Raw genomic sequence first — 23327 nt, forward strand, 5'->3', positions numbered from 1 at the left:
AGACCGGACCGGGGCAGGCAGATGGGGCCGGCCCCGGTCCACCAAAATGCCGGTCCACCAAACCGCAGCGAAAACTGCAACGACACTGACGCAGGCGCCACAACTGCCGGTGCTTCCCCCGGCGCAGGATAGGAACGAGAATATGGACACCATCGCCGCACAGGAAAAGGGAGTGCAGCAATGTTGGATCTGATGCCCTCACTCAGGGAGTGGCAGCCGGCCGTTACCGGCCAGCGCTGCGCAGTGGCCACCGTGGTGGGCGCCGGCGGATCCGTGCCGAGGCCGCTGGGCACGTCCATGCTCGTGTCCGAGGCCGGCGACGTGCTGGGCAGCCTGTCCGGCGGCTGCGTTGAAGGCGCCGTGGTGGAGGCGGCTTTGCAGGCAATGCACGACGGCGGCACGCGCCGTGAGTTTTTCGGCTACAGCGCCGAGGACGCGTTCGCCGTCGGGCTGACCTGCGGCGGTGAGCTGGAGATCCATATCGAGCCGCTGGGCTCGGCGCCCGGCGGGCTCCGGCTGGAGAACCTGCGGACCCTGGCCGGTCCCGGACCCGCGAGCGCCCTCGCGCTGATCCGGCGGGTGGACGCCAACGGGGGCGGCGCCGTCGTGATCCCGGATCCGGCAAGCTTCCGGGCGGATTCTTCGGCCGAACTTGCAGCGTTGCTGGGGCTGGCCTCCACCGGTGCGCCGGAGGCCGGACGCCTGGCACGGGCTGCTGCTGCCCAGCTGGAACCGCTACTGCGCGGCGGGCGCACCGGCCTGGTGCGGCTTGCCCCGCCGGAGGGGTGCCTTTCCGGCACAACCGTGCCACAAAAAGCAGGGACCGGCCCGGCCACCGGCCCGGAACCGATCACCCTGCTGGTGGAGAGCCGGCTGCCACCCGCCCGGCTGCTGATCTTCGGCGCCAACGACTTCGGTGCCGCCCTGCTGCCCGCCGCACAGTTGCTCGGCTACCACGTGACCCTGTGCGACGCCCGGCCGGCTTTCGCAAGCCAGGCACGGTTCGCCGGTGCGGAGCAGGTGGTCACCGCCTGGCCGCACCGGTACCTGGCCGAGGAAGCAGCGGCCGGACGGATCGACGCCCGGACCGTGGCGTGCGTCCTGACCCATGATCCCAAGTTTGACATTCCGCTGCTCCGCACAGCGCTGGGCCTGGACCTGGCCTACGTGGGCGCCATGGGATCGCGCCGCAGCCACCGCCAGCGCGTCGACTCACTGCTTGCCGCCGGAGTCAGCACCGAAGACCTCTCCCGGCTGCATTCGCCCATCGGACTGGACCTCGGCGCGGTCACCCCGGCCGAAGTGGCGGTGTCCATCACCGCCGAACTCGTGGCCAGCCGCAGCCGCTCCGCCGGTGCATCCGTCCAGGCTTCATCGCTGAAGGACGGCACCGGCCCGATCCACGCCGGGTCTCATCACACCGGACCCCTTCAGGCCGTCACAACTCAGAACCTCAACACCCCGCAACACCAGGAGACCCCATGGACATGAACACCATCGAGGCCGTGGTCCGCACCCAGGACCCGGCAGAATGGCGCGACGGCGATGCCTGGCTCGCCGGCGGGACAGTCCTCTTCTCCTACGGGAGCCTCGCCTTCGGCAAGGAGCCGCTCCGGCGGCTGCTGGACCTTGGCGACGCCGGCTGGCCCGCCGTCACGGTGACGGACGCCGGCATCGAGCTTGCGGCAACCTGCACGGTGGCCGAACTCTATGCCCTGCCGGAGTCCGAGGCCGTGGCGACCGCCGCCGGGTCCGCCTCCGCCAGCCGTGACAAGGCAGCCTCCTGGCCCGCCCTGGACCTCATCCGGCCGTGCTGCGACTCCTTCGTGGCCTCCTTCAAGGTGTGGAACATGTCCACGGTGGGCGGCAACCTCTGCACTTCGTTGCCGGCCGGGCCGATGATCTCGATGTGCGCCGCCCTCGACGGCCAGGCCACGGTTCTGGGCCCGGGCGGTGCCAGCCGCACGGTTCCTGTGGCCGCCTTCGTCACCGGGGACGGCAAAAACTGCCTGGCACCCGGTGAGCTCCTGCGCAGCATCCGCCTCCCGGCGTCGGCGCTGGCGTCCCGGGTGGCATTCCGGCGCCTGTCGCTGAGCAACCTGGGACGGTCCGGGGTGCTGCTGATCGGAAGGCTCGACGCCGACGGCACCCTGGTCCTCACCGTCACCGCCGCCACCAAGCGGCCCGTGCAGCTGCGCTTTCCCGCCGCGACGCGGGCCGGTGTCCCGACGCGGGATCAGGCCTCTGCGGCGGTTTCCGCGGCCGCGCTCGTCGACGCGCTCGACGCCGCCATTCCGGCGGAGCTGTACCACGACGACATCCACGGCCTGCCCGCCTGGCGGAAGGACATGACCTACCGTCTCGCGGAGGAAATCAGGGCGGAACTGGCAGCCCCTGCGGGGGTTCCGCCGGTCCGGGTCTCCGGGGACTTCTGGCCGCCGCAGCCACAACCGCCCCAGCGCAAGTCGCCCCAGCAAATCGCTTCGCCCCGGCACGGTTCACCACAACAAACGTCTTCACCGCAGGCTTCGCCACAGCAGGAAGGGGCCTGAGCATGGCCAACCAGACCACCCGCGCCATTGAAATCAACGGCGTCCCGGCCGACGCCGAGCCGCGTCCCGGCCAGTGCCTGCGCACCTTCCTGCGAGAGCAGGGCAACTTCGGCGTCAAGAAAGGCTGCGACGGCGGCGACTGCGGCGCCTGCACGGTCCACGTGGACGGCACTCCCGTTCACAGCTGCATCTACCCTGCCGTCCGGGCTGAGGGGCACTCCGTCACTACTGTCGAGGGGCTCGCCGGCACCTGCGGAACCGCCGGCGAGCTCCACCCGATGCAGCAGCAGTTCCTGGAGCGCCAGGGATTCCAGTGCGGATTCTGTACCGCCGGCATGGTGATGACGGCCGCGACCTTCGACGAGGAGCAGACGGAGAACCTGGCCCGGAACCTCAAGGGCAACCTCTGCCGCTGCACCGGATACCGGGCCATCGAGGACGCCGTCTGCGGCCGTGAAGGACACCCGGACCCCAAGGGCCCCGGTTCGGGGATCGCCGGCGAAGGGCAGCCGGAGCCCAAGCCGGGCCAGCTGGGTGACGACGTTCCCGCCCCGGCGAGCCTCGCCGTCGTGACAGGAAAGGCCCGCTACACCCTGGACGTCCCCGCCGAGGAACTGCCCGGGCTGCTGCACCTGAAACTCGCGCGGTCGCCGCACGCCCATGCCCGGGTGCTGTCCATCGACTCAACTGCCGCACTGGAGATCCCGGGAGTGGTGGCCGTCTTCACCCATGAGGACGCGCCGGCGCAGTTGTTCTCCACGGCCCAGCACGAGCTGTACACCGACGATCCGGACGATACGCGCGTCCTGGACGACGTCGTCCGGTTCATCGGGCAGAAGGTTGCCGCCGTCGTCGCCGATTCCGTGGCGGCGGCGGAAGCCGGCGTGCGCGCCCTCGACGTCGAGTACGAGGTGCTGGACGCGGTCTTCACGCCGGAGGAAGCCATGCGCCCCGGAGCCCCGGCGGTCCACGGCGAAAAGGACGCGGCCGCGGCGCGCATCAGCCGGCCCGAACAGAACGTCGTGGCGGAGCTGCACTCGGAACTGGGCAGCGTTGCCGCCGGGTTTGCCGAGGCCGACTTCATCCATGAACAGACTTACCGGACCCACCGCGTGCAGCATACTGCGCTGGAAACGCATGCCGCGATCGCCTCCGTGGACCACGACGGGCGGCTCCAGGTCCGTACCTCCAGCCAGGTCCCGTTCCTGGTCCGGCGCACGCTGTCCCGGGTCTTTGGCCTGCCGGAGGAGCAGATCCGCGTGGTGGCCGGCCGGGTGGGCGGCGGCTTCGGCGGCAAGCAGGAGGTGCTCACCGAGGACGTCGTGGCCCTTGCCGCGCTGAAACTGAAGCGACCGGTGCAGCTCGAATTCACCCGGACCGAACAGTTCACGGCCGCCACCACCCGGCACCCGTTCACCATCCACCTCAAAGCCGGTGCCAGCAGGGACGGCAGGCTCACCGCGCTGCAGCTGGACGTGCTCACCAACACCGGCGCCTACGGCAACCACGCCCCGGGCGTGATGTTCCACGGCTGCGGCGAATCCCTGGGCGTGTACAAGTGCGCGAACAAGAAGGTGGACGCCCACGCGGTGTACACCAACACGGTGCCGTCCGGGGCGTTCCGCGGCTACGGGCTGAGCCAGATGATCTTCGCCATCGAGTCCGGCATCGACGAGCTCGCCACCGGAATCGGGATGGATCCGCTGGAGTTCCGCCGCCGCAACATGGTCCTCGAAGGCGACGACATGCTCTCCACGCACTCCGAACCGGAAGAGGACGTGCACTACGGCAGCTACGGCCTGGACCAGTGCACCAGCCTGGTCCAGGACGCCCTAGCCCGCGGACTCGAGCGGTACCGGGCCGCCGGCCTCGATGACCTGGGCCCGGACTGGGTCACGGGGGAGGGGACTGCGCTGTCCATGATCGACACGGTCCCGCCGCGCGGCCACTTTGCCCACTCCAGGCTCCGGCTCCTCAAAGACGGAACGTACGCCGCCGACGTCGGGACCGCCGAATTCGGCAACGGCACCACCACCGTGCACGCGCAGCTCGCGGCCACCGCGCTGTCCACGACAGCGGGGCGGATCACGGTGCGGCAGTCGGACACCGACCTGGTGCAGCACGATACCGGCGCCTTCGGCTCCGCCGGAACCGTGGTGGCCGGCAAGGCCACGCTGGCTGCGGCGGAAGAACTCGCCATCCGGATCCGGGCGTTCGCCGCGGGCATCCGCCAGGTGCAGGCCTCCGGCGTCGTGCTGGAGGAGGACGCCGTGGTGTGCGAAGGAGCCCGGGTGCCGCTGACGGATATTTTCGACGCCGCCGAAGCCGCCGGCGTCGAGCTCGCCACCGAGGGGCACTGGGGCGGGACACCGCGATCGGTGGCGTTCAACGTCCAGGGTTTCCGGGTGGCAGTCAACACCGGCACCGGCGAACTGAAGATCCTGCAGAGCGTGCAGGCCGCCGACGCCGGCGTGGTGGTCAACCCGCGGCAGTGCCGCGGCCAGATCGAAGGCGGGATCGCGCAGGCCCTCGGCGCGGCGCTGTACGAGGAAGTGAAAGTGGACGACGGCGGGAAGGTCACCACGGACATCCTGCGGCAGTACCACATCCCCACCTTCGCGGACGTGCCCCGCAGCGAGGTCTATTTCGCCGAGACCAGCGACAAACTGGGCCCGCTCGGGGCGAAATCGATGAGCGAGAGCCCGTTCAATCCCGTGGCCCCGGCGCTCGCCAACGCTATCCGGAACGCCACGGGGGTGAGGTTTGCCGAGCTCCCCATCGCACGGGACAAGATCTACCTGGGGCTGAAGGAAGCGGGACTGACTCCGCGCCTTGAGAGCGCTAACGGCCTATAGTCGGATGATGGAAAAGCGATTGTTGGGCAAGACCGGACGGAACGTCTCCATCGTTGGACTGGGGACCTGGCAGCTCGGGGCGGACTGGGGCAACGTGGACCCCGCACAGGCGCAGGCCATCCTGGCCGCCTCCGTGGAAGAGGGCGTTACGTTCTTCGACACGGCGGACGTCTATGGCGACGGCCGCAGCGAGCAGGCCGTCGGCGCGTTCCTGGCGGACAACCCCGGCCTGGACATCACGGTGGCCACCAAGATGGGCCGCCGGATGGAGCAGCAGCCGGAGAACTACAACCTCGCCAACTTCCGCGAGTGGACCGACCGGTCCCGGCGCAACCTGGGCGTCGAGCAGTTGGACCTGGTCCAGCTGCACTGCCCGCCCACCGCCGTGTACAGCAACGCCGAGGTCTATGACGCACTGGACACGCTCGTGGCCGAAGGTGCCATCCGGAACTACGGCGTCAGCGTGGAGCGGACCGAGGAAGCCCTCGAGGCCATGCGCCACGACGGCACGGCCACCGTGCAGATCATCCTCAACGCCTTCCGGCTCAAGCCGCTGGACGAAGTGCTGCCCGCGGCCGAGGCAGCCGGGGTGGGCATCATTGCCCGGGTCCCGCTCGCCTCGGGCCTGCTCTCCGGCAAGTACACCGCGGACACGTCCTTCGCGGCGGACGACCACCGGAACTACAACCGCACCGGCTCCGCGTTCGACGTCGGGGAGACCTTCTCCGGCGTCGACTTCGGGCAGGGACTCAAGGCGGTGGCCGAGTTCGAGGAACTGGTACCCGACGGCGTCAGCACCGCCCAGGCGGCGATCGCCTGGATCGCTGCGCAGGACGGCGTCAGCACGGTGATCCCCGGCGCGCGCAACGTGGAACAGGCCCGCTCCAATGCCGCCGCCGCGGCCGTCAGCGGCATTGACGCAACGTTCGACGTCGGCGTCCACGAAATCTACGACCGCTACTTCCGCGAGTCGATCCACCCGCGCTGGTAGCCGGTCACTCACTTGAGCGCGAACGGGCAGATAATGACCCCAAACCGGCGGTTTGCGGGCATTATCTGCCCGTTCGCGCTTGGGCGGGGGCTAGTGTGAGCACGCGGTCCGTTGAGGCGTTCATTGAGCGGCTCGCAGCCGTGGCCACAGGCCCGGGGTGCAACAATTTCTTCGATCACGCCGTACCGGAAAATGCGCAGCGCCGACGCAACCTGGAGCTGTATCTGGGCGAAATGCTGGAGCGGCGTCCGAGGGTGCTGCTGGTGGGTGAGGCTCCCGGTTTCAGGGGCATGCGGATCACCGGTGTTCCCTTCACCAGCCGCACCATGTTCGAGGGCCCGGCCAACAGCTTCGGGTTGTTCGGTCCGGGGAAGGGCTACGTGCTGCCGCCGGATGCCGCGGGGATTCCTGCGGAGCCCACGGCCACGGTGATGTGGGAGGTGCTGGCCGAGCTGGATTTCCTGCCCGTGCTGTGGAGCGCCTGCCCGTGGCACACTCACGTACCCGGGCGTCCCCTGTCCAACCGGACGCCCACGGCCGCCGAGGCAATCCTGGGGACTCCGTTTTGGCAGGCGCTGACGGAGCTGTTTCCCATTGAAACCGTGGTGGCAGTGGGCAACGTGGCGCACCGCAGCCTGCAACGGTCCGGACTGGACGTGCCGAAGATCAGGCATCCCGCACACGGCGGCCGGTCCGGGTTCAAGCGCGGATTGGAGGAGCTGCTCGCGGCCGGGGTGCGGGCCTGAGTGAATGCGGGTTTGGGGATTGCCGGCCGGGGCTATTGGCCGAGCAGCCCCAGCTGGTCCGTTGAGTCCAGGTCGTCGCCGCCGGACTGGTCGCTGCAGTCCACCAGGTCGATAAGTTCCGGGTGCGCCTTGAGGAAGAACCGTGCGCCGGCGTCGCCCCTTGCTGATTCCGCCGCTTCGGTACGCAAGGCGGCGTCCAGCAGCAGCGGATGACCCCGTTCCAGGGACCCGTCCGGCGCGCGGTAGGCGGCGGCAGTCACCCGGCCCGGCCGGTGCGCTGCCAAGAGCCGGGACACCGTTTCCGGAGTCAGGCCGGGCTGGTCGACAAGCGCGATCAGCACGTGGTCCCCGGCTGGCGCAGCCCCCACACCTACGCGGAACGAACCGCCCATCCCGGACTCCCAATCGGGGTTTTCGACGACGGTATAACGGCCCAGATCCGCGGTTTCTGCGACTCCCGCCCCGTCGGCGCCGAGGACGATCACGACCTCGCGGCAGCCGCCGTCGAGCAGAACCCCGGCGAGCACTTCCACCAGGGTGCCGCCGCGGAACGGCAGCAGGGCCTTGGGTCCCCGTCCCAAACGGGTGCCCGCCCCGGCGGCGAGCAGCACCGCCGTCGTGCGCGGTTCCAGTGAGTCAGCCATCGCCCCAGCCTATCCAGCGACATGACAGGTGACGGCAGTGTGCCGCGGGAACACTGCCGTCATCTGTCATGTGGATTCGCAGGTCAGGCGTCGCCGCCCGCTCCGCCGGTGGTCCCGGCGTTGACGTCCAGGAGCTTGTAGCGGTCCATGGCGTACGACGGCGCGCCCTCCTCCACGTCGCCCCTCGCCGCGAGCATTTGCAGCGTCTTCACCACGATGGAGTGGGTGTCGTTCTTGAAGAAGCGGCGGGCCGCGGCGCGGGTGTCGGAGAAGCCGAAGCCGTCCGCGCCGAGCGAGGCGAACTGATGCGGCAGGAATTGCCGGATCTGGTCCGGGACGGCCTTCATGTAGTCCGAGACCGCCACCACGGGGCCCTGCGCATCGGCCAGCTGCTGGGCTACAAAGGGGATCCGGGCCGGTTCGCCGGGGTTCAGGAAGGCCTCCTCCTCGGCCGCCAGGCCGTCACGGCGGAGCTCGTTCCAGGACGTGACGGACCAGACGTCGGCGGAGACGCCCCAGTCCTCGGCCAGGATCCGCTGGGCTTCCAGCGCCCACGGGACCGAAACGCCTGACGCCAGGATCTGGCTCCTCGGACCCTCAGCGTCCGACGCCGACACCCGGTAAATGCCTTTCAGGACGCCGGTGACGTCGAGGTTCTCCGGTTCGTTGGGCTGGGTGATGGGTTCGTTGTAGACGGTGATGTAGTACATCAGGTTGCGGTCAGCAGCTGAACCGGTTCCGTTGTTTCCTTCGGAAGCCGGTCCGTACATGCGTTCGATGCCGTCGCGGACGATGTGGCCCATTTCGTAGCCGTAGGCGGGGTCGTAGGTGACCACTGCCGGGTTGGTGGCGGCGAGGATGGGGGAGTGGCCGTCGGCGTGCTGGAGGCCTTCGCCGGTGAGGGTGGTCCGTCCTGCGGTGGCGCCGATGATGAAGCCGCGGGTCATTTGGTCCGCGGCTGCCCAGAAGGCGTCGCCGGTGCGCTGGAAGCCGAACATGGAGTAGAACACGTAGACCGGGATCAGCGGCACGCCGTGGGTGGCGTAGGCGGTGCCGGCGGCGGTGAAGGCTGCGACGGCGCCGGCTTCGTTGATGCCGGGGTGAATCAGCTGGCCCTGGGCGGATTCCTTGTAGGCCAGGACCAGGTCCCGGTCCACGGACAGGTAGTTCTGGCCGCCCGGGTTGTAGATCTTGGCGGTCGGGAAGAACGCGTCCATGCCGAAGGTCCGGGATTCATCCGGCACGATGGGAACGATCCGGTGCCCGAACTTCTTGTCGCGGAGCAGGTCCTTGAGGAGCCTGACGAAGGCCATGGTGGTGGCTGCCTGCTGCTTGCCGGTGCCGCGCTTGGCGACGTCGAAGGTCTTGGCTTCGGGCAGTTCAATGGCTTTGTGGTTGGGACGGCGCTCGGGCGTGTAGCCTCCGAGTTCCCTCCTTCGTTCAAGGAGGTAGGCGATTTCGGGGGCGTCTGCGCCGGGGTGGAAGTAGGGCGGGCTGTACGGGTCCTCTTCCAAACGGGCGTCGGAAATGGGAATCCTCAAGTAGTCCCTGAATTCCTTCAGGTCATCCAGGGTGAGTTTCTTCATCTGGTGGGTGGCGTTGCGGCCTTCGAAGTGCGGTCCGAGTCCGTAGCCCTTGACGGTTTTGGCCAGGATGACGGTGGGTTTGCCCTTGAATTCGGTTGCTGCCTTGTACGCGGCGTAGACCTTGCGGTAGTCGTGGCCGCCGCGTTTGAGGTTCCAGATCTGGTCATCGGTCAGGTCCGCGACGAGTTCCTTGGTGCGGGGGTCCTTGCCGAAGAAGTGTTCGCGGACGAACCCGCCGGATTCGGCCTTGTAGGTCTGGTAGTCCCCGTCGGGGGTTTCGTTCATGATCTTCACCAGGGACCCGTCGGCGTCCTTGGTCAGCAGGGAATCCCATTCCCGGCCCCAGACGACCTTGATGACGTTCCAGCCCGCGCCGCGGAAGAACGCTTCGAGTTCCTGCATGATCTTGCCGTTGCCGCGGACGGGTCCGTCCAGGCGCTGGAGGTTGCAGTTGATCACGAAGTTCAGGTTGTCCAGGTTCTCGTTCGCGGCGAGCTGGAGCAGGCCGCGGGACTCGGGCTCGTCCATTTCGCCGTCGCCCAGGAACGCCCAGACCTGCTGGTCGGAGGTGTCTTTGAGGCCGCGGTTGTGCAGGTACCGGTTGGACTGGGCCTGGTAGATCGCGTTCATCGGCCCGATGCCCATGGACACGGTGGGGAATTCCCAGAACTCCGGCATCAGCCGCGGGTGCGGGTAGGAGGACAGGGCGTGCCCGGCCTTGGACTTTTCCTGCCGGAACCCGTCCAGGTCCTCCTCGGTCAGCCGGCCTTCCATGAACGCGCGGGCGTACATGCCGGGGGAGGCGTGGCCCTGGAAGAAGACCTGGTCCCCGCCGCCGGGGTGGTCCTTGCCGCGGAAGAAGTGGTTGAAGCCGACCTCGTACAGGGTCGCGGCTCCGGCGTAGGTGGAGATGTGCCCGCCCACCCCGATGTTCGGCCGCTGGGACCGGTGCACCATCACCGCGGCGTTCCAGCGCATGTAGGCCCGGTAGCGGCGTTCGTATTCCTCGTTCCCGGGGAACTCCGCTTCCTGGTCCACCGGGATGGTGTTCACATAGTCCGTGGTGGTGACCATCGGAACCCCGACGCTCTGGGCGCCGGCACGCTGCAGGAGACTGCGCATGATGTACTGGGCACGCTCGGTGCCCTGTTCCCTGATCAGCGTATCCAGGGACTCAATCCATTCGGCGGTCTCTTCCGGATCACGATCAGGCAGCTGGTTAGTCAACCCGCTGAGGATATGGGAGGTATCTTCTCCTGCAGCCACGGCAGCCTCTTTTCATCTTTGAATGTCTGGGCTCTGAGTTTTCATATTGTGAGAAAACATTCTTGCCATTCGAGATTATGCAGGAGCGGGCAGGCGGTCAAGGTGGAGAGGCCGCGCGGCGTACCCGGATGGCCCGAAGGATGCTTGCGGACCGATTGTGACAGTGTGGCCTCCTTGACCGCGGCGTGACGCAGGTCATAAAGTTATTCCACTCCACAAAACCAATTTTCCATAATGTGGAACGAAGCTTCGGGGGCGCAGACTTCCGCCTCCAACCCATCCCTAGAACTGGAGATCCAGATGCAGACGACCCCATCAGTCGGCGTCGAAACGGCTCCTGTCCCGACAGAGTCGTCGGGACAGCCGGTCCATCACGCACAGGGCATCGAGGCCCTGTGCGAATCAGCAAGCGCCACATCCGGGCGCACCATCAGCCCCACCCTCTACAACACCGACCTTGCCCCGACGAAGCGGCAGGGCCGGCGCTGGACGAGCTACAGCATCTTCACCCTCTGGGCCAACGACGTGCACAGCCTCGGCAACTATGGCTTCGCCATCGGGCTGTTCGCGCTCGGGCTCGGCGGCTGGCAGATCCTCCTCGCCCTTGGTATCGGCGCGGTCCTGCTGTTTGCGCTGCTCAGCTTTTCCGGCTTCATGGGCGTCAAGACCGGCGTCCCGTTCCCCGTCATGAGCCGGATCAGCTTCGGCATCCGGGGCGCCCAGATCGCCAGCCTTCTGCGCGGAGCCGTGGCCGTGGCCTGGTTCGGCATCCAGACGTACCTTGCGTCAGTAGTGCTTCGCGTCATGCTTGTGGCCATGGTCCCTTCGCTCCACGAACTGGACACCAACTCCATCCTCGGCCTCTCGACGCTCGGCTGGGCCGCGTTTGCTTTCCTCTGGATCGTCCAGCTGGTCATCGTCAGCTTCGGCATGGAAATGATCCGGAAGTACGAGGCCTTCGCCGGCCCCATCATCCTGGTGACCATGGCCGCCCTCGCCATCTGGATCTTCGTGGAGGCCGGCGGCTCCATCGCCTGGGCTTCGGATAACGCCCTCGAAGGCGCGGACATGTGGCGCACCATTTTCGCCGGTGGCGCCCTCTGGGTGGCCATCTACGGAACCTTTGTGCTGAACTTCTGCGACTTCACCCGCTCGGCCGTTTCCAAGAAGGCTGTGGTGCGCGGCAACTTCTGGGGAATCCCCATCAACATGCTCCTCTTCGGCGCCATCGTGGTGGTCATGGCAGGCGGCCAGTTCAAAATCAACGGCACGGTGATCCAGAGCCCGTCGGACATTGTCCAGACCATCCCCAACACCCTGTTCCTGGTCCTGGCCTGCCTCGCGCTCCTCATCCTGACCATCGCCGTGAATCTGATGGCCAACTTCGTGGCTCCCGTCTACGCCCTGACCAACCTGTTCCCGAAGCACCTGAACTTCCGCAAAGCGGCCTGGGTCAGCGGCTCCATCGGGCTCATCATCCTGCCGTGGAACCTGTACAACAATCCGCTCGTGATCGTGTACTTCCTGGGCGGCCTCGGAGCACTGCTCGGCCCGCTGTTCGGCGTTGTGATGGCCGACTACTGGCTGCTGCGCCGCGGCCGGGTCAACGTCCCCGAGCTCTATACGGATGACCCCGCCGGAGCCTATTACTACAAGAAGGGCGTCAACCCCCGGGCAATCATTGCCCTGGTCCCGGCCGCCGCCGTCGCGCTCCTGATCGCGTTCGTTCCCGCGCTGGAGGGCGCGGCGCCGTTCGCCTGGTTCTTTGCCGCCGGCATCGCTGCAGTGGTGTACTACTTCATCGCGGACCGCTCGCAGCAACTGGAAGATGTCGACGGCGAGTCCATCGCCGTGGCGAGCACGCACTGACACCGCGGCGCGGAAAAGTTCGGCACGGAAAAGTTCAGCACGGAAAACGGAAGAGACAGACATGCGCATTCTTGTCGCAAACGTAAACACAACGCAGTCCATGACCGACTCCATTGCCGCCCAGGCGCGGTCCGTCGCGGCGCCCGGGACGGAGATCGTCGGGATCACGCCGCGGTTCGGCGCGGACTCCTGTGAGGGAAACTTCGAAAGCTACCTCGCCGCGATCGCCGTCATGGACGCCGTGGTCAATTACCCGGAGCCGTTCGACGCCGTCATCCAGGCCGGCTACGGCGAGCACGGGCGGGAGGGGCTGCAGGAGCTCCTGGACGTCCCCGTGGTCGACATCACCGAGGCTGCAGCCTCCACGGCGATGTTCCTGGGGCACAAGTATTCAGTGGTCACCACCCTTGACCGGGCGGTTCCGCTGATCGAGGACCGGCTGAAGCTGGCCGGCCTCGATGCCCGGTGCGCCTCCGTGCGGGCCAGTGGCATGGCTGTCCTCGAGCTGGAGGAGGAGCCGGAGCGGGCCGTGGAAGCGATCATCGAACAGGCCCTGGTTGCCGTCCGCGATGACAAGGCCGAGGTCATTGTCCTGGGCTGCGGCGGCATGGCCGGGCTGGACGAGGAGATCCGCCGGCGTGCCGGGGTTCCGGTGGTGGACGGCGTGGCGGCGGCCGTCACTATCGCGGAGTCCCTGGTGCGGCTGGGGTTGTCCACGTCCAAAGTCCGGACCTACGCCACCCCGCGGCCCAAGACGGTCATAGGCTGGCCCGTAACGGCAGCGGAAGTGCCTGCTGCGCGGTAGGCCGGGCCTCGGAAGCCCGGCCCTCAAACCAAGGAGCGATGAATGACTGCAACCCACAGGCCCGTTCCACCCCACCGGCCGGGGCCGGTTGCCGTCGTGACCGGAGCAGGTTCCGGGATCGGCCGGGCGGTGGCGCGGCTCATGCTGGCCGAGGGGTACCGCGTGGTGCTGGCCGGCCGCCGCGAGGCTCCGCTGCTGGAGTCCGCGGCCGGCCACCGCCAGTCCCTGACGGTGCCGTGCGACGTGACAGTGCCCGACGACGTCGAGCGCCTTTTCGCTGCGGCCCTCCAGAAGTGGGGGAGGGTGGACGTCCTGTTCAACAACGCAGGTGTGTTCGGCCCGGCCGCGTCAGTGGACGAGATCAGCGTGGCCGACTGGGACGCGGTGGTGGCGGTGAACCTCACCGGTTCGATGCTGTGCGCTGCCGCTGCGGTGCGGGCGATGAAAGCCCAGGAGCCGCAGGGCGGCCGGATCATCAACAACGGCTCCATTTCCGCGCATTCGCCGCGGCCCCGGACCGTGGCCTATGCGGTGACCAAGCACGCCATGACAGGCCTGACCAAGAGCATCGAGCTGGACGGCCGGGAATTCGGCATCACGTGCGGCCAGATCGACATCGGCAACACGGCCACGGACATCATGGGCACCATCGGCGTGGACTCCGGCGCCCTCCAGGCTGACGGCAGCCGCAGGGTGGAGCCCACGTTCCCGGTGCAGGACGCCGCACGTGCGGTGCTCCTGATGGCCGGCATGCCGCCGTCGGCCAGTGTTGGCTCGGTGGTGATTACAGCCGCCGGCATGCCGTTCATCGGCCGCGGCTGACAGCCGGGGACTCCGCTACTTTCCGCCACGGCTTCGGACATCCGCACCCCATGATCCAGGGTGCGGGTGTCCGAAGCCGTGGCTTTTTCGTGCCCGCAAAGTGCCAACTAATTCCGTATTGTGAAAACTCAATTTCCCCTTGCGGAATAATGTGAGCGGGGTTACTTTGGAAACAGACCCCGATTTCCGGGGCTGTTCCCGATTGATAGGTACAGATCAATGAAGATCCCAGATTCCGCGGCGCTGAAGGCGAGTTCGGCGCCGTCGAAGAAGAAGCCCCTGTATAGGTCGCTCTTCTTCCAAATTCTGATCGCCGTCGTGGCAGGTGTTCTTATCGGACATTTCTGGCCGGACCTCGGCTCGCAGCTGAGGCCTCTCGGTGATGGATTTATCCAGCTCATCAAGATGATCATCGCGCCGCTGATCTTCCTGGTGATCGTCACCGGCATTTCGGCCGTAGGCGACGTCAAGGCGGTCGGAAGGGTCGGAGTCAAAGCCCTTCTTTACTTCACCGCGGCCACGCTGTTCGCGCTGGTCTTCGGCCTGATCGTAGGCAACATCGTCCAGCCCGGTGCCGGGCTGAACATCGATCCGAGCACACTGTCCCAGGAGGCCCTGGACGCCAAGACCGGCCATGCCGTCCCGAAGGACGCTGCAGCCTTCATCCTGGACGTCATTCCCACCAGCGTCATCGGCGCCTTCGCGAACAACAGCCTCCTGCAGGTCCTGTTCTTCTCGGTGTTCTTCGGCGCGGCCATCGTCGTCATCGGACGCGAACGCTGCATGCCGGTCATCAGCCTCATGGAGACCGTCCTGGAACTCATCTTCAAGATCATGTCCTGGATCATGAAGGTGGCCCCGATCGGTGCCTTCGGTGCCATGGCGTTCATCATCGGCCAGTACGGACTCGACACCCTCAGCACCTACGCCTTGCTCATTGCCGCCTGCTACGGCGCGGCCATCGTCTTCATTGGCCTGCTGTTCCTCGTGGCATGGGGCTTTGCCCGCGTCCCGCTCTGGCACTTCCTGAAGTACACCCGCGAGGAGTTCCTGCTGGCGCTCGGCACCGCCTCCACCGAGGCTGTGATGCCGCGCATCATGACCAAGCTGACCAACGCCGGCTGCTCTCGCGCCACCACCGGGCTGGTGGTTCCCACCGGCTATTCGTTCAACCTCGACGGCGCCGCCATCTACCTGTCGATCTCCCTGCTCTTCCTGGCGCAGGCCTTCGGCCACCACCTGGACCTGGGCCAGCAGCTGGCCGCGCTGGGCGTCCTGCTTCTGACCTCCAAGGGCATGGCCGGAGTGCCCGGTTCCTCGTTCCTCGCGCTGTCCGCCACCGCTGCCGCCCTCGGGATCTTCCCGGTTGCCGGCGTGGCACTGCTCCTGGGTGCGGACCGCCTGATGGATTCCATGCGTGTCGTAGTCAACCTGCTGGGCAACTGCGTGGCCACGTTCGTGGTCTCCAAATGGGAGGGCCAGTTCGACCGCAGCGTTATGGTCCGTGCCTTCCGGGGCGAAATCACCAACCATGACTCCGCCATCATGCTCGGCGTCGAGGACGACTTCGAGGACCAGGAGCTTGCCCGGATCAGCGGCGGCGAAGCACCGTCCCCCAAATTCCGCGGCGGTCCCGATCCCAAGGACATCCCCGGATTCCAAATGACACGGCCCGGCGGCCACGCAGCTCCGCCGGAGCGCAGTTCGGCCGCGATTAACCACGAATAGCGGCACCTGAAAAAAGGACAGCAGCCCCGCCCCGGAACCCACCGGGGCGGGGCTGCGCGTTTTTCCCCGGCCGCCCGCGGGCCTGGCCTAGGATCAACCCATGACGGCAAACAGGGGACTTGCACTTTTCCGGTACTTCTTCGCGGCGCTGTGCCTGGCGGCACTCGTGGGACAGTTCACGTACAACGTCCAGAACATCGCCGACTACCGGCCGCTGAACTTCTTCAGCTTCTTCACGGTCGAGTCCAACATCATCGCAACGGCAACGTTCGCCATTGCCGGCTGGTACGCCTGGCAGGGACGGACCGCCCGCTGGCTGCAACTCCTGCGCGGCGCCGCCACCATGTACATGACCATCACCGGGATTACCTACAGCCTGCTGCTGAGCAACATCGAGGTGGACACCGCGGTTCCGTGGATCAACGTGGTGCTGCACTACACCATGCCCACCGTGATCGTCATCGATTGGCTCGTGGACCTGCCGCGGAAACGGATCTCCCTGAAGGAGTCCTTGATCTGGCTTGCCTTCCCGCTGGCGTACCTGGTGTACAGCCTCCTCCGCGGCCCTTTCGCGGACTGGTACCCCTACCCGTTCCTGGATCCGCGGATTGAGGGCTACGGCCACGTGGCATTCATGTCCGTGCTGATCGCGGTGCTGGCGTTTGTGCTGGCCGTGGTGATTGCGCTGTCCACGAAGCTTCAGGACACCGTCCCGCACCCGGCCGCCGAACTACCGGCCGAGGTCCGCTGAACGTCTTCCCGGAGGCTAGAGCGGGAGCAGTTCCGACAAGTCCGCCCGGAGCCCCGACGCGGACACTTTGCCCGAAGCTACTGCGTCTGCCCAGCTCAACCGGCCGGTGACCATTTCCAGCCAGGTGGCGGCGTCGCACTCGATGACGTTCGGGGGAGTGCCGCGTGTGTGCCGCGGGCCTTCCACGCACTGGGTGACGCCGAACGGCGGAACACGGACCTCCACGGAATTGCCGGGCGCTCTGGCGGTGACCTCTTCGAGCGTGTAGCGCACCGCCGTCGCGGTCACCGCACGCGGAACGCCCGACGCCGGGACGCCGGCTGCCAGCCAGGCGGCCAGGGCGGCGCGGCCTTCGTCGATCTCAATGCGTCGTCGTGAAACGGCCATGTCAGTCCAACAGGGCCGAGACGGCGTGGCCCAGCCGGATCTTGCCTACGGGCCGGCCGCCGCCGAGCACGGGTTCCACCACTTTTTCCAGGACGCTGGAAACGCCCGGGATGTCCACGGCGCCAGAGGCTGCCAGCAGCGTGAGCCCCACCAGGGTGGTGGCACGCAGGTTTCCGTCGAGGACCTTGATGGCCACGGAGACGCCTGTGGTGGTGGCCATGGCCAGTACACCTTCGGCGCCGATCTTGGCGATGATCTCCAGTTCGTCCATCACGATGGTGTTGGGCTCACCCTTGCCCTGCACGGCCCACGGGTAGTCGAGCATGGAGGTGGCAATGGTGGCGGCGCGGGCATTGGAGTTTTTGTCCCCGGGAGCCTTGGCCAGCCGGGAGTAGGCCCGGGCCAGTCCGGTCAGCGAGATGGCTGCCACCGGAGCGCCGCAGCCGTCGATGCCCAGGTGGGCGATCCGCTCCTCGGAATACTCTTCGATCGCGGAGCGGACGCGCTGCTGCAGCGGATGGTTGGGCTCAAGGTAGCTGTGGGTGTCCCAGCCGTTCTCCGTGCAGGCCCACAGGAACGCCGCATGTTTTCCCGAGCAGTTGAACGCGAGCTTGGACCGGCCCTGCTCGGACCGGATCAGCCAGTGGCGGGCGTTCTCGTCCTGCGGCCAGGCGGTGGGGCACTGCAGCTGGTCTTCCTTGACGCCGGCGGCCTTGAGCATCCCCTCCACCACGTCCATGTGGTCCAGCGACCCGGTGTGGCTGGCGCAGGCCAGGGCCACCTGGGCGCCGCGCAGGGGGACGCCGGCCTGCATGGCCGCGAGGGCCTGGAGCGGCTTCAGCGCCGAGCGGGCATAGATGGGGGTGGTGATGTCGCCGAGCTGCGTGACGACCGTTCCGTCGGCGGCAAGAACCACGGCTGAGCCGATGTGCCGCGATTCAACGAAACCGCTCCGTTCCACGACTGCCAGTTCGACGGCGGACTCCACTGTGAATGTGGCATGCGGATTTTCTGGCATGGCTAAAGTCTATGGTGCCGGTGCTGGAAACCCGGGAAATCCGGGCGGCGGCCCGGCTGTTGCCCGGGCCGCCGACGGGGCCACGGCCGGCTATTGCACCGTCACCATGACCGACTGCCAGCCGGACGCGCCGTCGGGCACGGGATCGGCGCGCTTGTCCGTCTGGACCTCGCCGGTGCCGTCGGTGGCGCGGGCCTTGATGTAGTGCGGTCCCGGGGTGGCATCCCACTCAAAGGACCACTGGCGCCACGTCACCACGGACGCTTCCGTGGACAGCACGGCCTCGGTCCAGGGCCCGTCGTCGATCTGCACTTCCACCTTGGTGATGCCACGGGTCTGCGCCCAGGCGGTGCCGCCGATTGCCACCTTGCCGGCCGCCACCTGGGCGAAGGACTTGGGCACCTCCACCCGGGCCATGGTCTTGATAGGGCCGCGCTCGGACCAGCCCCGGTCAGTCCAGTACGCCTTGCTGTCCGCGAAGCGGGTGACTTCGAGGTCCACCACCCACTTGGTGGCGGAAACGAAGCCGTACAGGCCGGGGACCACCATGCGCACGGGATAGCCGTGTTCGAGCGGCAGGGGCTCGCCGTTCATGCCGATCGCCAGCATGGCGTCCCGGTCGTCCTGCAGCACTTCGAGCGGCGTCGAGGCGCTGAAGCCGTCCTCGGAGGTGGACAGAACCATGTCGGCGCCCTCCGTGGGGCGGGCCATTTTGAGGACCTCGCGGAGGGGGAAGCCCAGCCACTTGGCGTTGCCGGCGAGGTTTCCGCCGACGGGATTGGACACACAGGTGAGCGTCACGTGCGATTCGATCAGCTCGGCGTCGAGCAGGTCCTGGAAGGTGAGCGTGACTTCCTGCTCCACCAGGCCGTGCACCCGGAGCTCCCAGTCCTGGGCGTTGATCTCCGGCACGCTCAGGGCGGTGTCGATCCGGTAGAACTCGTTGTTGGGTGTGACCCACGGGGTGACGCCCGGGGCGGCTGACTGCACTCCGGCCGGGACGGCGGGGGCTGCCTTGGCCGGCGACGGGAGCTGCAGGGATTCACGGGCCTGGGCGATGTTGCTGCGTGCCGCGCTGAGCAGCCGGCCGCCGGTGGCCGCGATGGCGGCCGCCGCGGCAGTGATCCCGGATGCGGCGAAGAAGGCGCGGCGCGTTGTGGCCGGGCGTTCGGTGCCCTTGGCTGCGACATCGGCGGCCTCGCCGGGCCACTGGCGCATCCGCCACAGCCGCGTCATCAGGAGGCGCAGCACCACCAGGCCGGCGGCGGTGCCGATCAGCGAGGGGATGGCGTCCAGCGGCTCAACGCTCGCGCGGGTGACCACACTGGCGACGATGACGGCGCCCATCAGCAGGACACCGGCTACGCCCAGCGCCCACTTCCGGTAGGCCACCACGCCCAGCACGCAGGCCAGCAGGAAAATGGTCAGCCCCATGCCGGCGAACAGTGCCGCCTTGTCGTTGGTGCCGAACGTGGCGATGGCAAAGTCCTTCAGCCACGGCGGCGTGAAGTCGATGAAAGTGGAGCCGAGGGCAATGATCGGCGTTGCCCGCGCCGTGAAGAACGCACCGATCAGTTCCGCAACGGAAAGTACGACGGCGGCCGCGGCCACGCCTGCCAGCGCAGCCAGCGCGGTGGGGCCCTTGAGCCAGTTCGTGAGCTTCTTCATGCCGGAGGTTCGTAGCGGCCGGCGTTAAGGATTGACCGGGGCGGGTCACGGCTTAGGAGCGGACCGGGTGCACAAAGTACCCTTGGAGACTGTGAAGGTACTCGTCATTGGCCCCGGTGGCCGCGAACACGCCATTGTCCGCTCCCTGCTTGCAGACCCCAACGTTTCGGAAGTCCACGCGGCTCCCGGCAACGCGGGCATCGGCAAACTTGTCCCCACGCATGCCATCGACGCCAACGACCCGGACGCTGTTGCCGCCCTGGCCACCAAGCTGACGGTGGACCTCGTGGTGGTCGGTCCCGAGGCGCCCCTGGCCGCCGGCGTTTCCGACGCCGTCCGCGCAGCAGGGATCCCGGTCTTCGGACCCAGCAAGGCGGCCGCCCAGCTGGAGGCATCCAAGGCCTTCGCCAAGCAGGTCATGGCCGAGGCCGGAGTGCCCACCGCCATGGCGCGGGTTGCGAGCACCGCTGAGGAAGCCGCGGACGCCCTGGACACCTTCGGCGCCCCCTACGTGGTCAAGGACGACGGCCTGGCCGCCGGCAAGGGCGTGGTGGTCACCAACAACCGGGACGAAGCCCTGGCCCACGCCCAGACCTGCTTCGACGCGGGCGGTTCCGTGGTGATTGAAGAATTCCTGGACGGCCCCGAAGTTTCCGTGTTCGTGCTGTGCGACGGCCGCAACACCGTGGCACTCTCCCCGGCGCAGGACTTCAAGCGCATTTTCGACAACGACGAAGGCCCGAACACCGGCGGCATGGGCGCCTACACCCCGCTGGAGTGGGCCCCGGAAGGCCTGGTCCAGGAAGTCATCGACCGCGTGGCTCAGCCCACGGTCAACGAGATGGCGCACCGCGGCACCCCGTTCGTCGGCGTGCTGTTCGTGGGCCTTGCGCTGACCTCGCGCGGCACCCGCGTCATCGAGTTCAACGTCCGCTTCGGCGATCCCGAAACGCAGGCCGTCCTGGCCCGGCTGAAGACCCCGCTCGGTTCGCTGCTGCTGGCAGCCGCCAAGGGCGAACTGGACAAGGCCGAAGAGCTGCGCTGGTCCAAGGACACCGCCGTCGCCGTCGTCGTCGCCTCCGAGAACTACCCGGACACCCCGCGGACCGGGGACCGCATCCGCGGACTTAAGAAGGCGGACGAGCTGGAAGGCGTGCACGTCATCCACGCGGGCACCAAGCTGGACGAGGAAGGCAAGGTGGTCTCCGCCGGCGGCCGCGTCCTTGCCGTGGTGGCGCTGGGAACCGACCTCGTGGAGGCCCGCGAACGGGCGTACGACGGCGTGGAGCTGATCCAGCTTGAAGGCGCACAATTCCGCACCGACATCGGGCGCAAGGCGGCGCGCGGCGAAATCAAGGTGGTATCCACTGCCACCGGAACGCTGCCCGTGACGAAGGCGAAGGCATAGCATGACTGAGAATTCCCCCCTCGAGGCGGCCCCCAAAGCCGGCCTGGACACCGAAACACTGGACCTCCCGGGCTGGCGGCATGTCTACTCCGGGAAGGTCCGGGACCTCTACGTTCCCGCTGACGATTCCCTCGTGGCGCAGTTCGGCCAGGAATGCGTCCTCGTGGTGGCCAGCGACCGTATCAGCGCCTACGACCACGTGCTCTCGAGCGAAATCCCGGACAAGGGCCGGATCCTCACCCAGCTGAGCCTGTGGTGGTTCGACCAGCTGGACGTGGAACACCACGTCCTGGCCTCCACCGTGGAGGACGGCGTCCCGGCAGCAGTCGAGGGCCGCGCCATGATCTGCAAGAAGCTGGACATGTTCCCGGTGGAATGCATCGCCCGCGGCTACCTCACCGGCTCCGGGCTGCTGGAATACCGGCAGTCCCGCACCGTCTGCAGCATTCCGCTGCCGGAGGGCCTGGTGGACGGTTCCCGCCTTGACGAAGCCATCTTCACGCCGTCAGCCAAGGCAGAGGTGGGGGAGCACGACGAAAACATCACGTATGACGCCGTGGTGGGCCTGGTGGGCGAGGACGTCGCCGCGCGCCTCCGTGAACTGACCCTGGAGATCTACACCAAGGCCGAGGAAATCGCCCGGAAGCGCGGCATCATCCTTGCCGACACGAAGGTGGAGTTCGGCTTCGACGTGGCCACGGGCGTCATCACCCTGGGCGATGAGGTCCTCACCCCGGACTCTTCACGGTTCTGGGACGCGGCCACCTATGAGCCGGGCAAAGCCCAGCCGTCCTATGACAAGCAGTATGTCCGTGACTGGCTGACGTCCGCCGAGTCCGGCTGGGACCGGGCTTCGGACGTCCCGCCGCCTGCACTGCCGGCGGACGTGGTGAGCCGTACGCGCGGCCGCTACGTTGAAGCGTACGAAAAGCTCACCGGACGGACGTTCGCCTAGCTGGCTTCTGCCGCGGCCTTGGCCGCGGCAGCGCGCCGCTGGGCGAGTTTGATTTCCAGCACGGCGTCCATGGCCTGCTGGACACGGTCGGAAGCGCCGGCGGCACTGAATTCCTGCTGGGCTTCCTCGAGCAGCACCAGGGCTTCATCCGATTCCCCGGCGGCCTTGAGCGACTTCCCCAGCAGGAGTGACACTTCGCCGGCGGTGTGACGGGCGAGGGCCTTCCGCTCGGCGTGGATCTCGCGCAGCTTTTCCACGGCGGCCGGGATGTCACCCGTGAGGTACAGCCAGCGCGCGCGGATGAACGCCACTTCGAGCTGGTCCGTTTTGTTGCCGCCCACGATCGACAACGCCAGTTCGGCGCGCTCGATCGCGGAGAGGGTTTCCGGTTCCACAATGCCGGAGGAGAGCCGGACGGCCGCGGAGGCCTTGTTGAAACGGGCCCACAGTTCGATGTCGTTGGCCGGGGAGAGCAGCTTGGCGGCCCGCTCGTGGTACTTGATGCCCTCGGGGTAGTCGTGCCGCATAAACGCCACGTTGCCGATCACCCACGCCACCTCGCCTGCGAGCTGGGAAATGGATTGGTCGTCCATCTGGTCGTTCATGGCCTGGCAGTAGGTCCAGGCTTCGTCAAGCCGGCCGCTCTCGGCCAGGGCGCCGATCAGCGCGCGCAAGGCGCCGATGATCAGCGTGGAGCCCTTGGGCAGCTGCGAGCACAGTTCCACGGCCTTCTGGGCATGCTCGACGGCGGTGGCCAGCTGCCCCTGCCCGTGGCACACGGCGGCCAGCATCTGCCGGGCGCGCACCCCGAGTCCGGCGGACTCGGTGGCCATGGGGTGTTCCAGGAGGTGCTGCATGATGTTCTGGCACTCCTGCAGCTGGCCCTGTTTCATCAGGCATTCCGCCTGCATGTAGGTCATGTTCCACCATGCGCTGGTGTTCTTGCCTTCGAGGGCGATCTGGGCGGCAGTGGCGGCGTGGGCCGCTGCGAGCGGGTAGTCCCGGAGGTCCCAGGCCTGCCGGGCGTAGAGCCCGGCCAGGACATACTCGGCGTCGCTGACCGAGATGGGCTGGCTCCAGGCTTCCAACGCTTTGGGGGCCAGCTCCAGCCGGCGGGCTAACTCTTCTATAACATCGGCGGTTGGTTCACGCCGGCCTGTTTCCAAGAGGGAGATGTAGCTGGGAGAATAGAGGTCCTTTCCCAGTTCTGCTTGCGTCAACCCACGTTCGAGTCGTTCGGCGCGGAGCTTCTCCCCGAATCCGTTCCCCACGGGTT

The 23327-nt window shown here is 67.4% G+C and carries 18 protein-coding genes; 12 read left to right on the top strand and 6 right to left on the bottom strand.

Annotated features, from left to right (window positions below; all coding sequences use genetic code 11):
* Window positions 1-180 precede the first annotated feature (180 nt).
* From AC6JAC_RS04555 to AC6JAC_RS04575, 5 genes are all read left to right on the top strand, one after another.
* Window positions 181-1491 carry an XdhC family protein gene (locus tag AC6JAC_RS04555; RefSeq protein WP_028271149.1) on the top strand — a complete coding sequence of 437 codons (1311 nt, stop codon included), beginning with the start codon at window positions 181-183 and terminating at the stop codon, window positions 1489-1491.
* Window positions 1482-2552 carry an FAD binding domain-containing protein gene (locus AC6JAC_RS04560; RefSeq protein WP_028271148.1) on the top strand — a complete coding sequence of 357 codons (1071 nt, stop codon included), beginning with the start codon at window positions 1482-1484 and terminating at the stop codon, window positions 2550-2552. The genes AC6JAC_RS04555 and AC6JAC_RS04560 overlap by 10 nt, the downstream gene beginning before the upstream one ends.
* A 2-nt stretch (window positions 2553-2554) precedes the next feature.
* Window positions 2555-5407 carry a molybdopterin-dependent oxidoreductase gene (locus AC6JAC_RS04565; protein ID WP_028271147.1) on the top strand — a complete coding sequence of 951 codons (2853 nt, stop codon included), beginning with the start codon at window positions 2555-2557 and terminating at the stop codon, window positions 5405-5407.
* Between the two features lie 7 nt (window positions 5408-5414).
* On the top strand, window positions 5415-6398 hold the full coding sequence (locus AC6JAC_RS04570) for an aldo/keto reductase (protein WP_028271146.1): 984 nt from the start codon (window positions 5415-5417) through the stop codon (window positions 6396-6398).
* Between the two features lie 95 nt (window positions 6399-6493).
* Window positions 6494-7144, top strand: a complete 651-nt coding sequence (locus AC6JAC_RS04575) for a uracil-DNA glycosylase (RefSeq protein WP_028271145.1) — start codon at window positions 6494-6496, stop codon at window positions 7142-7144.
* 32 nt (window positions 7145-7176) lie between these two features.
* Here AC6JAC_RS04575 and nboR read toward each other — a convergent pair whose 3' ends face one another.
* Window positions 7177-7788 carry a nicotine blue oxidoreductase gene (nboR, locus tag AC6JAC_RS04580; RefSeq protein ID WP_028271144.1) on the bottom strand — a complete coding sequence of 204 codons (612 nt, stop codon included), beginning with the start codon at window positions 7786-7788 and terminating at the stop codon, window positions 7177-7179.
* A gap of 83 nt (window positions 7789-7871) precedes the next feature.
* Window positions 7872-10640, bottom strand: a complete 2769-nt coding sequence (gene aceE / locus AC6JAC_RS04585; protein ID WP_497963581.1) for a pyruvate dehydrogenase (acetyl-transferring), homodimeric type — start codon at window positions 10638-10640, stop codon at window positions 7872-7874.
* 300 nt (window positions 10641-10940) lie between these two features.
* Here aceE and AC6JAC_RS04590 point away from each other — a divergent pair, with 300 nt between their 5' ends.
* The 5 genes from AC6JAC_RS04590 to AC6JAC_RS04610 all read left to right on the top strand — a co-directional run bounded on the left by AC6JAC_RS04590 (window position 10941) and on the right by AC6JAC_RS04610 (window position 16615).
* Window positions 10941-12509: an NCS1 family nucleobase:cation symporter-1 gene (locus tag AC6JAC_RS04590; protein WP_028269873.1), complete on the top strand. Its 1569-nt coding sequence runs from the start codon at window positions 10941-10943 to the stop codon at window positions 12507-12509.
* A gap of 61 nt (window positions 12510-12570) precedes the next feature.
* On the top strand, window positions 12571-13314 hold the full coding sequence (locus AC6JAC_RS04595; RefSeq protein ID WP_028269874.1) for an aspartate/glutamate racemase family protein: 744 nt from the start codon (window positions 12571-12573) through the stop codon (window positions 13312-13314).
* Between the two features lie 42 nt (window positions 13315-13356).
* Complete coding sequence (locus AC6JAC_RS04600; protein WP_028269875.1) at window positions 13357-14136, top strand: SDR family oxidoreductase; 780 nt, start codon at window positions 13357-13359, stop codon at window positions 14134-14136.
* A 219-nt stretch (window positions 14137-14355) separates the two neighbouring features.
* Window positions 14356-15864: a cation:dicarboxylate symporter family transporter gene (locus AC6JAC_RS04605; RefSeq protein WP_028269876.1), complete on the top strand. Its 1509-nt coding sequence runs from the start codon at window positions 14356-14358 to the stop codon at window positions 15862-15864.
* Between the two features lie 100 nt (window positions 15865-15964).
* Complete coding sequence (locus tag AC6JAC_RS04610) at window positions 15965-16615, top strand: Pr6Pr family membrane protein (protein WP_028269877.1); 651 nt, start codon at window positions 15965-15967, stop codon at window positions 16613-16615.
* A 15-nt stretch (window positions 16616-16630) separates the two neighbouring features.
* On the opposite strand, the gene AC6JAC_RS04615 is transcribed toward AC6JAC_RS04610, so the two are convergent.
* The 3 genes from AC6JAC_RS04615 to AC6JAC_RS04625 all read right to left on the bottom strand — a co-directional run bounded on the left by AC6JAC_RS04615 (window position 16631) and on the right by AC6JAC_RS04625 (window position 19688).
* On the bottom strand, window positions 16631-17002 hold the full coding sequence (locus tag AC6JAC_RS04615; protein ID WP_497963584.1) for a sterol carrier family protein: 372 nt from the start codon (window positions 17000-17002) through the stop codon (window positions 16631-16633).
* A 1-nt stretch (window position 17003) separates the two neighbouring features.
* Window positions 17004-18020 (bottom strand): asparaginase, encoded by a 1017-nt coding sequence (locus AC6JAC_RS04620; RefSeq protein ID WP_028269879.1) that lies wholly within the window; start codon window positions 18018-18020, stop codon window positions 17004-17006.
* Window positions 18021-18110: 90 nt separating this feature from the next.
* Window positions 18111-19688, bottom strand: coding sequence for a molybdopterin-dependent oxidoreductase (locus tag AC6JAC_RS04625; RefSeq protein ID WP_497963586.1), 1578 nt, complete (start codon window positions 19686-19688; stop codon window positions 18111-18113).
* A gap of 91 nt (window positions 19689-19779) precedes the next feature.
* Here AC6JAC_RS04625 and purD point away from each other — a divergent pair, with 91 nt between their 5' ends.
* Together purD and AC6JAC_RS04635 are read left to right on the top strand one after the other, a co-directional pair.
* Window positions 19780-21096 carry a phosphoribosylamine--glycine ligase gene (gene purD, locus AC6JAC_RS04630; protein ID WP_028269881.1) on the top strand — a complete coding sequence of 439 codons (1317 nt, stop codon included), beginning with the start codon at window positions 19780-19782 and terminating at the stop codon, window positions 21094-21096.
* A gap of 1 nt (window position 21097) precedes the next feature.
* Complete coding sequence (locus AC6JAC_RS04635; protein WP_028269882.1) at window positions 21098-22051, top strand: phosphoribosylaminoimidazolesuccinocarboxamide synthase; 954 nt, start codon at window positions 21098-21100, stop codon at window positions 22049-22051.
* On the opposite strand, the gene AC6JAC_RS04640 is transcribed toward AC6JAC_RS04635, so the two are convergent.
* Entirely contained in the window at window positions 22048-23322 is a 1275-nt protein-coding gene (locus AC6JAC_RS04640) for a helix-turn-helix domain-containing protein (protein ID WP_028269883.1), read from the bottom strand. The genes AC6JAC_RS04635 and AC6JAC_RS04640 overlap by 4 nt on opposite strands.
* Window positions 23323-23327 lie beyond the last annotated feature (5 nt).

This window comes from Arthrobacter sp. KUASC02, from assembly GCF_059739395.1.

Coding starts and splice junctions, on each gene's coding strand:
- nboR (WP_028271144.1), bottom strand. CDS start 7,788: ATGGCTGACTCACTGGAACCGCGCACGACGGCGGTGCTGCTCGCCGCC.
- AC6JAC_RS04620 (WP_028269879.1), bottom strand. CDS start 18,020: ATGCCAGAAAATCCGCATGCCACATTCACAGTGGAGTCCGCCGTCGAA.
- AC6JAC_RS04595 (WP_028269874.1), top strand. CDS start 12,571: ATGCGCATTCTTGTCGCAAACGTAAACACAACGCAGTCCATGACCGAC.
- AC6JAC_RS04555 (WP_028271149.1), top strand. CDS start 181: ATGTTGGATCTGATGCCCTCACTCAGGGAGTGGCAGCCGGCCGTTACC.
- AC6JAC_RS04570 (WP_028271146.1), top strand. CDS start 5,415: ATGGAAAAGCGATTGTTGGGCAAGACCGGACGGAACGTCTCCATCGTT.
- AC6JAC_RS04610 (WP_028269877.1), top strand. CDS start 15,965: ATGACGGCAAACAGGGGACTTGCACTTTTCCGGTACTTCTTCGCGGCG.
- AC6JAC_RS04625 (WP_497963586.1), bottom strand. CDS start 19,688: ATGAAGAAGCTCACGAACTGGCTCAAGGGCCCCACCGCGCTGGCTGCG.
- AC6JAC_RS04560 (WP_028271148.1), top strand. CDS start 1,482: ATGGACATGAACACCATCGAGGCCGTGGTCCGCACCCAGGACCCGGCA.
- AC6JAC_RS04590 (WP_028269873.1), top strand. CDS start 10,941: ATGCAGACGACCCCATCAGTCGGCGTCGAAACGGCTCCTGTCCCGACA.
- AC6JAC_RS04605 (WP_028269876.1), top strand. CDS start 14,356: ATGAAGATCCCAGATTCCGCGGCGCTGAAGGCGAGTTCGGCGCCGTCG.
- AC6JAC_RS04600 (WP_028269875.1), top strand. CDS start 13,357: ATGACTGCAACCCACAGGCCCGTTCCACCCCACCGGCCGGGGCCGGTT.
- AC6JAC_RS04615 (WP_497963584.1), bottom strand. CDS start 17,002: ATGGCCGTTTCACGACGACGCATTGAGATCGACGAAGGCCGCGCCGCC.
- AC6JAC_RS04565 (WP_028271147.1), top strand. CDS start 2,555: ATGGCCAACCAGACCACCCGCGCCATTGAAATCAACGGCGTCCCGGCC.
- AC6JAC_RS04635 (WP_028269882.1), top strand. CDS start 21,098: ATGACTGAGAATTCCCCCCTCGAGGCGGCCCCCAAAGCCGGCCTGGAC.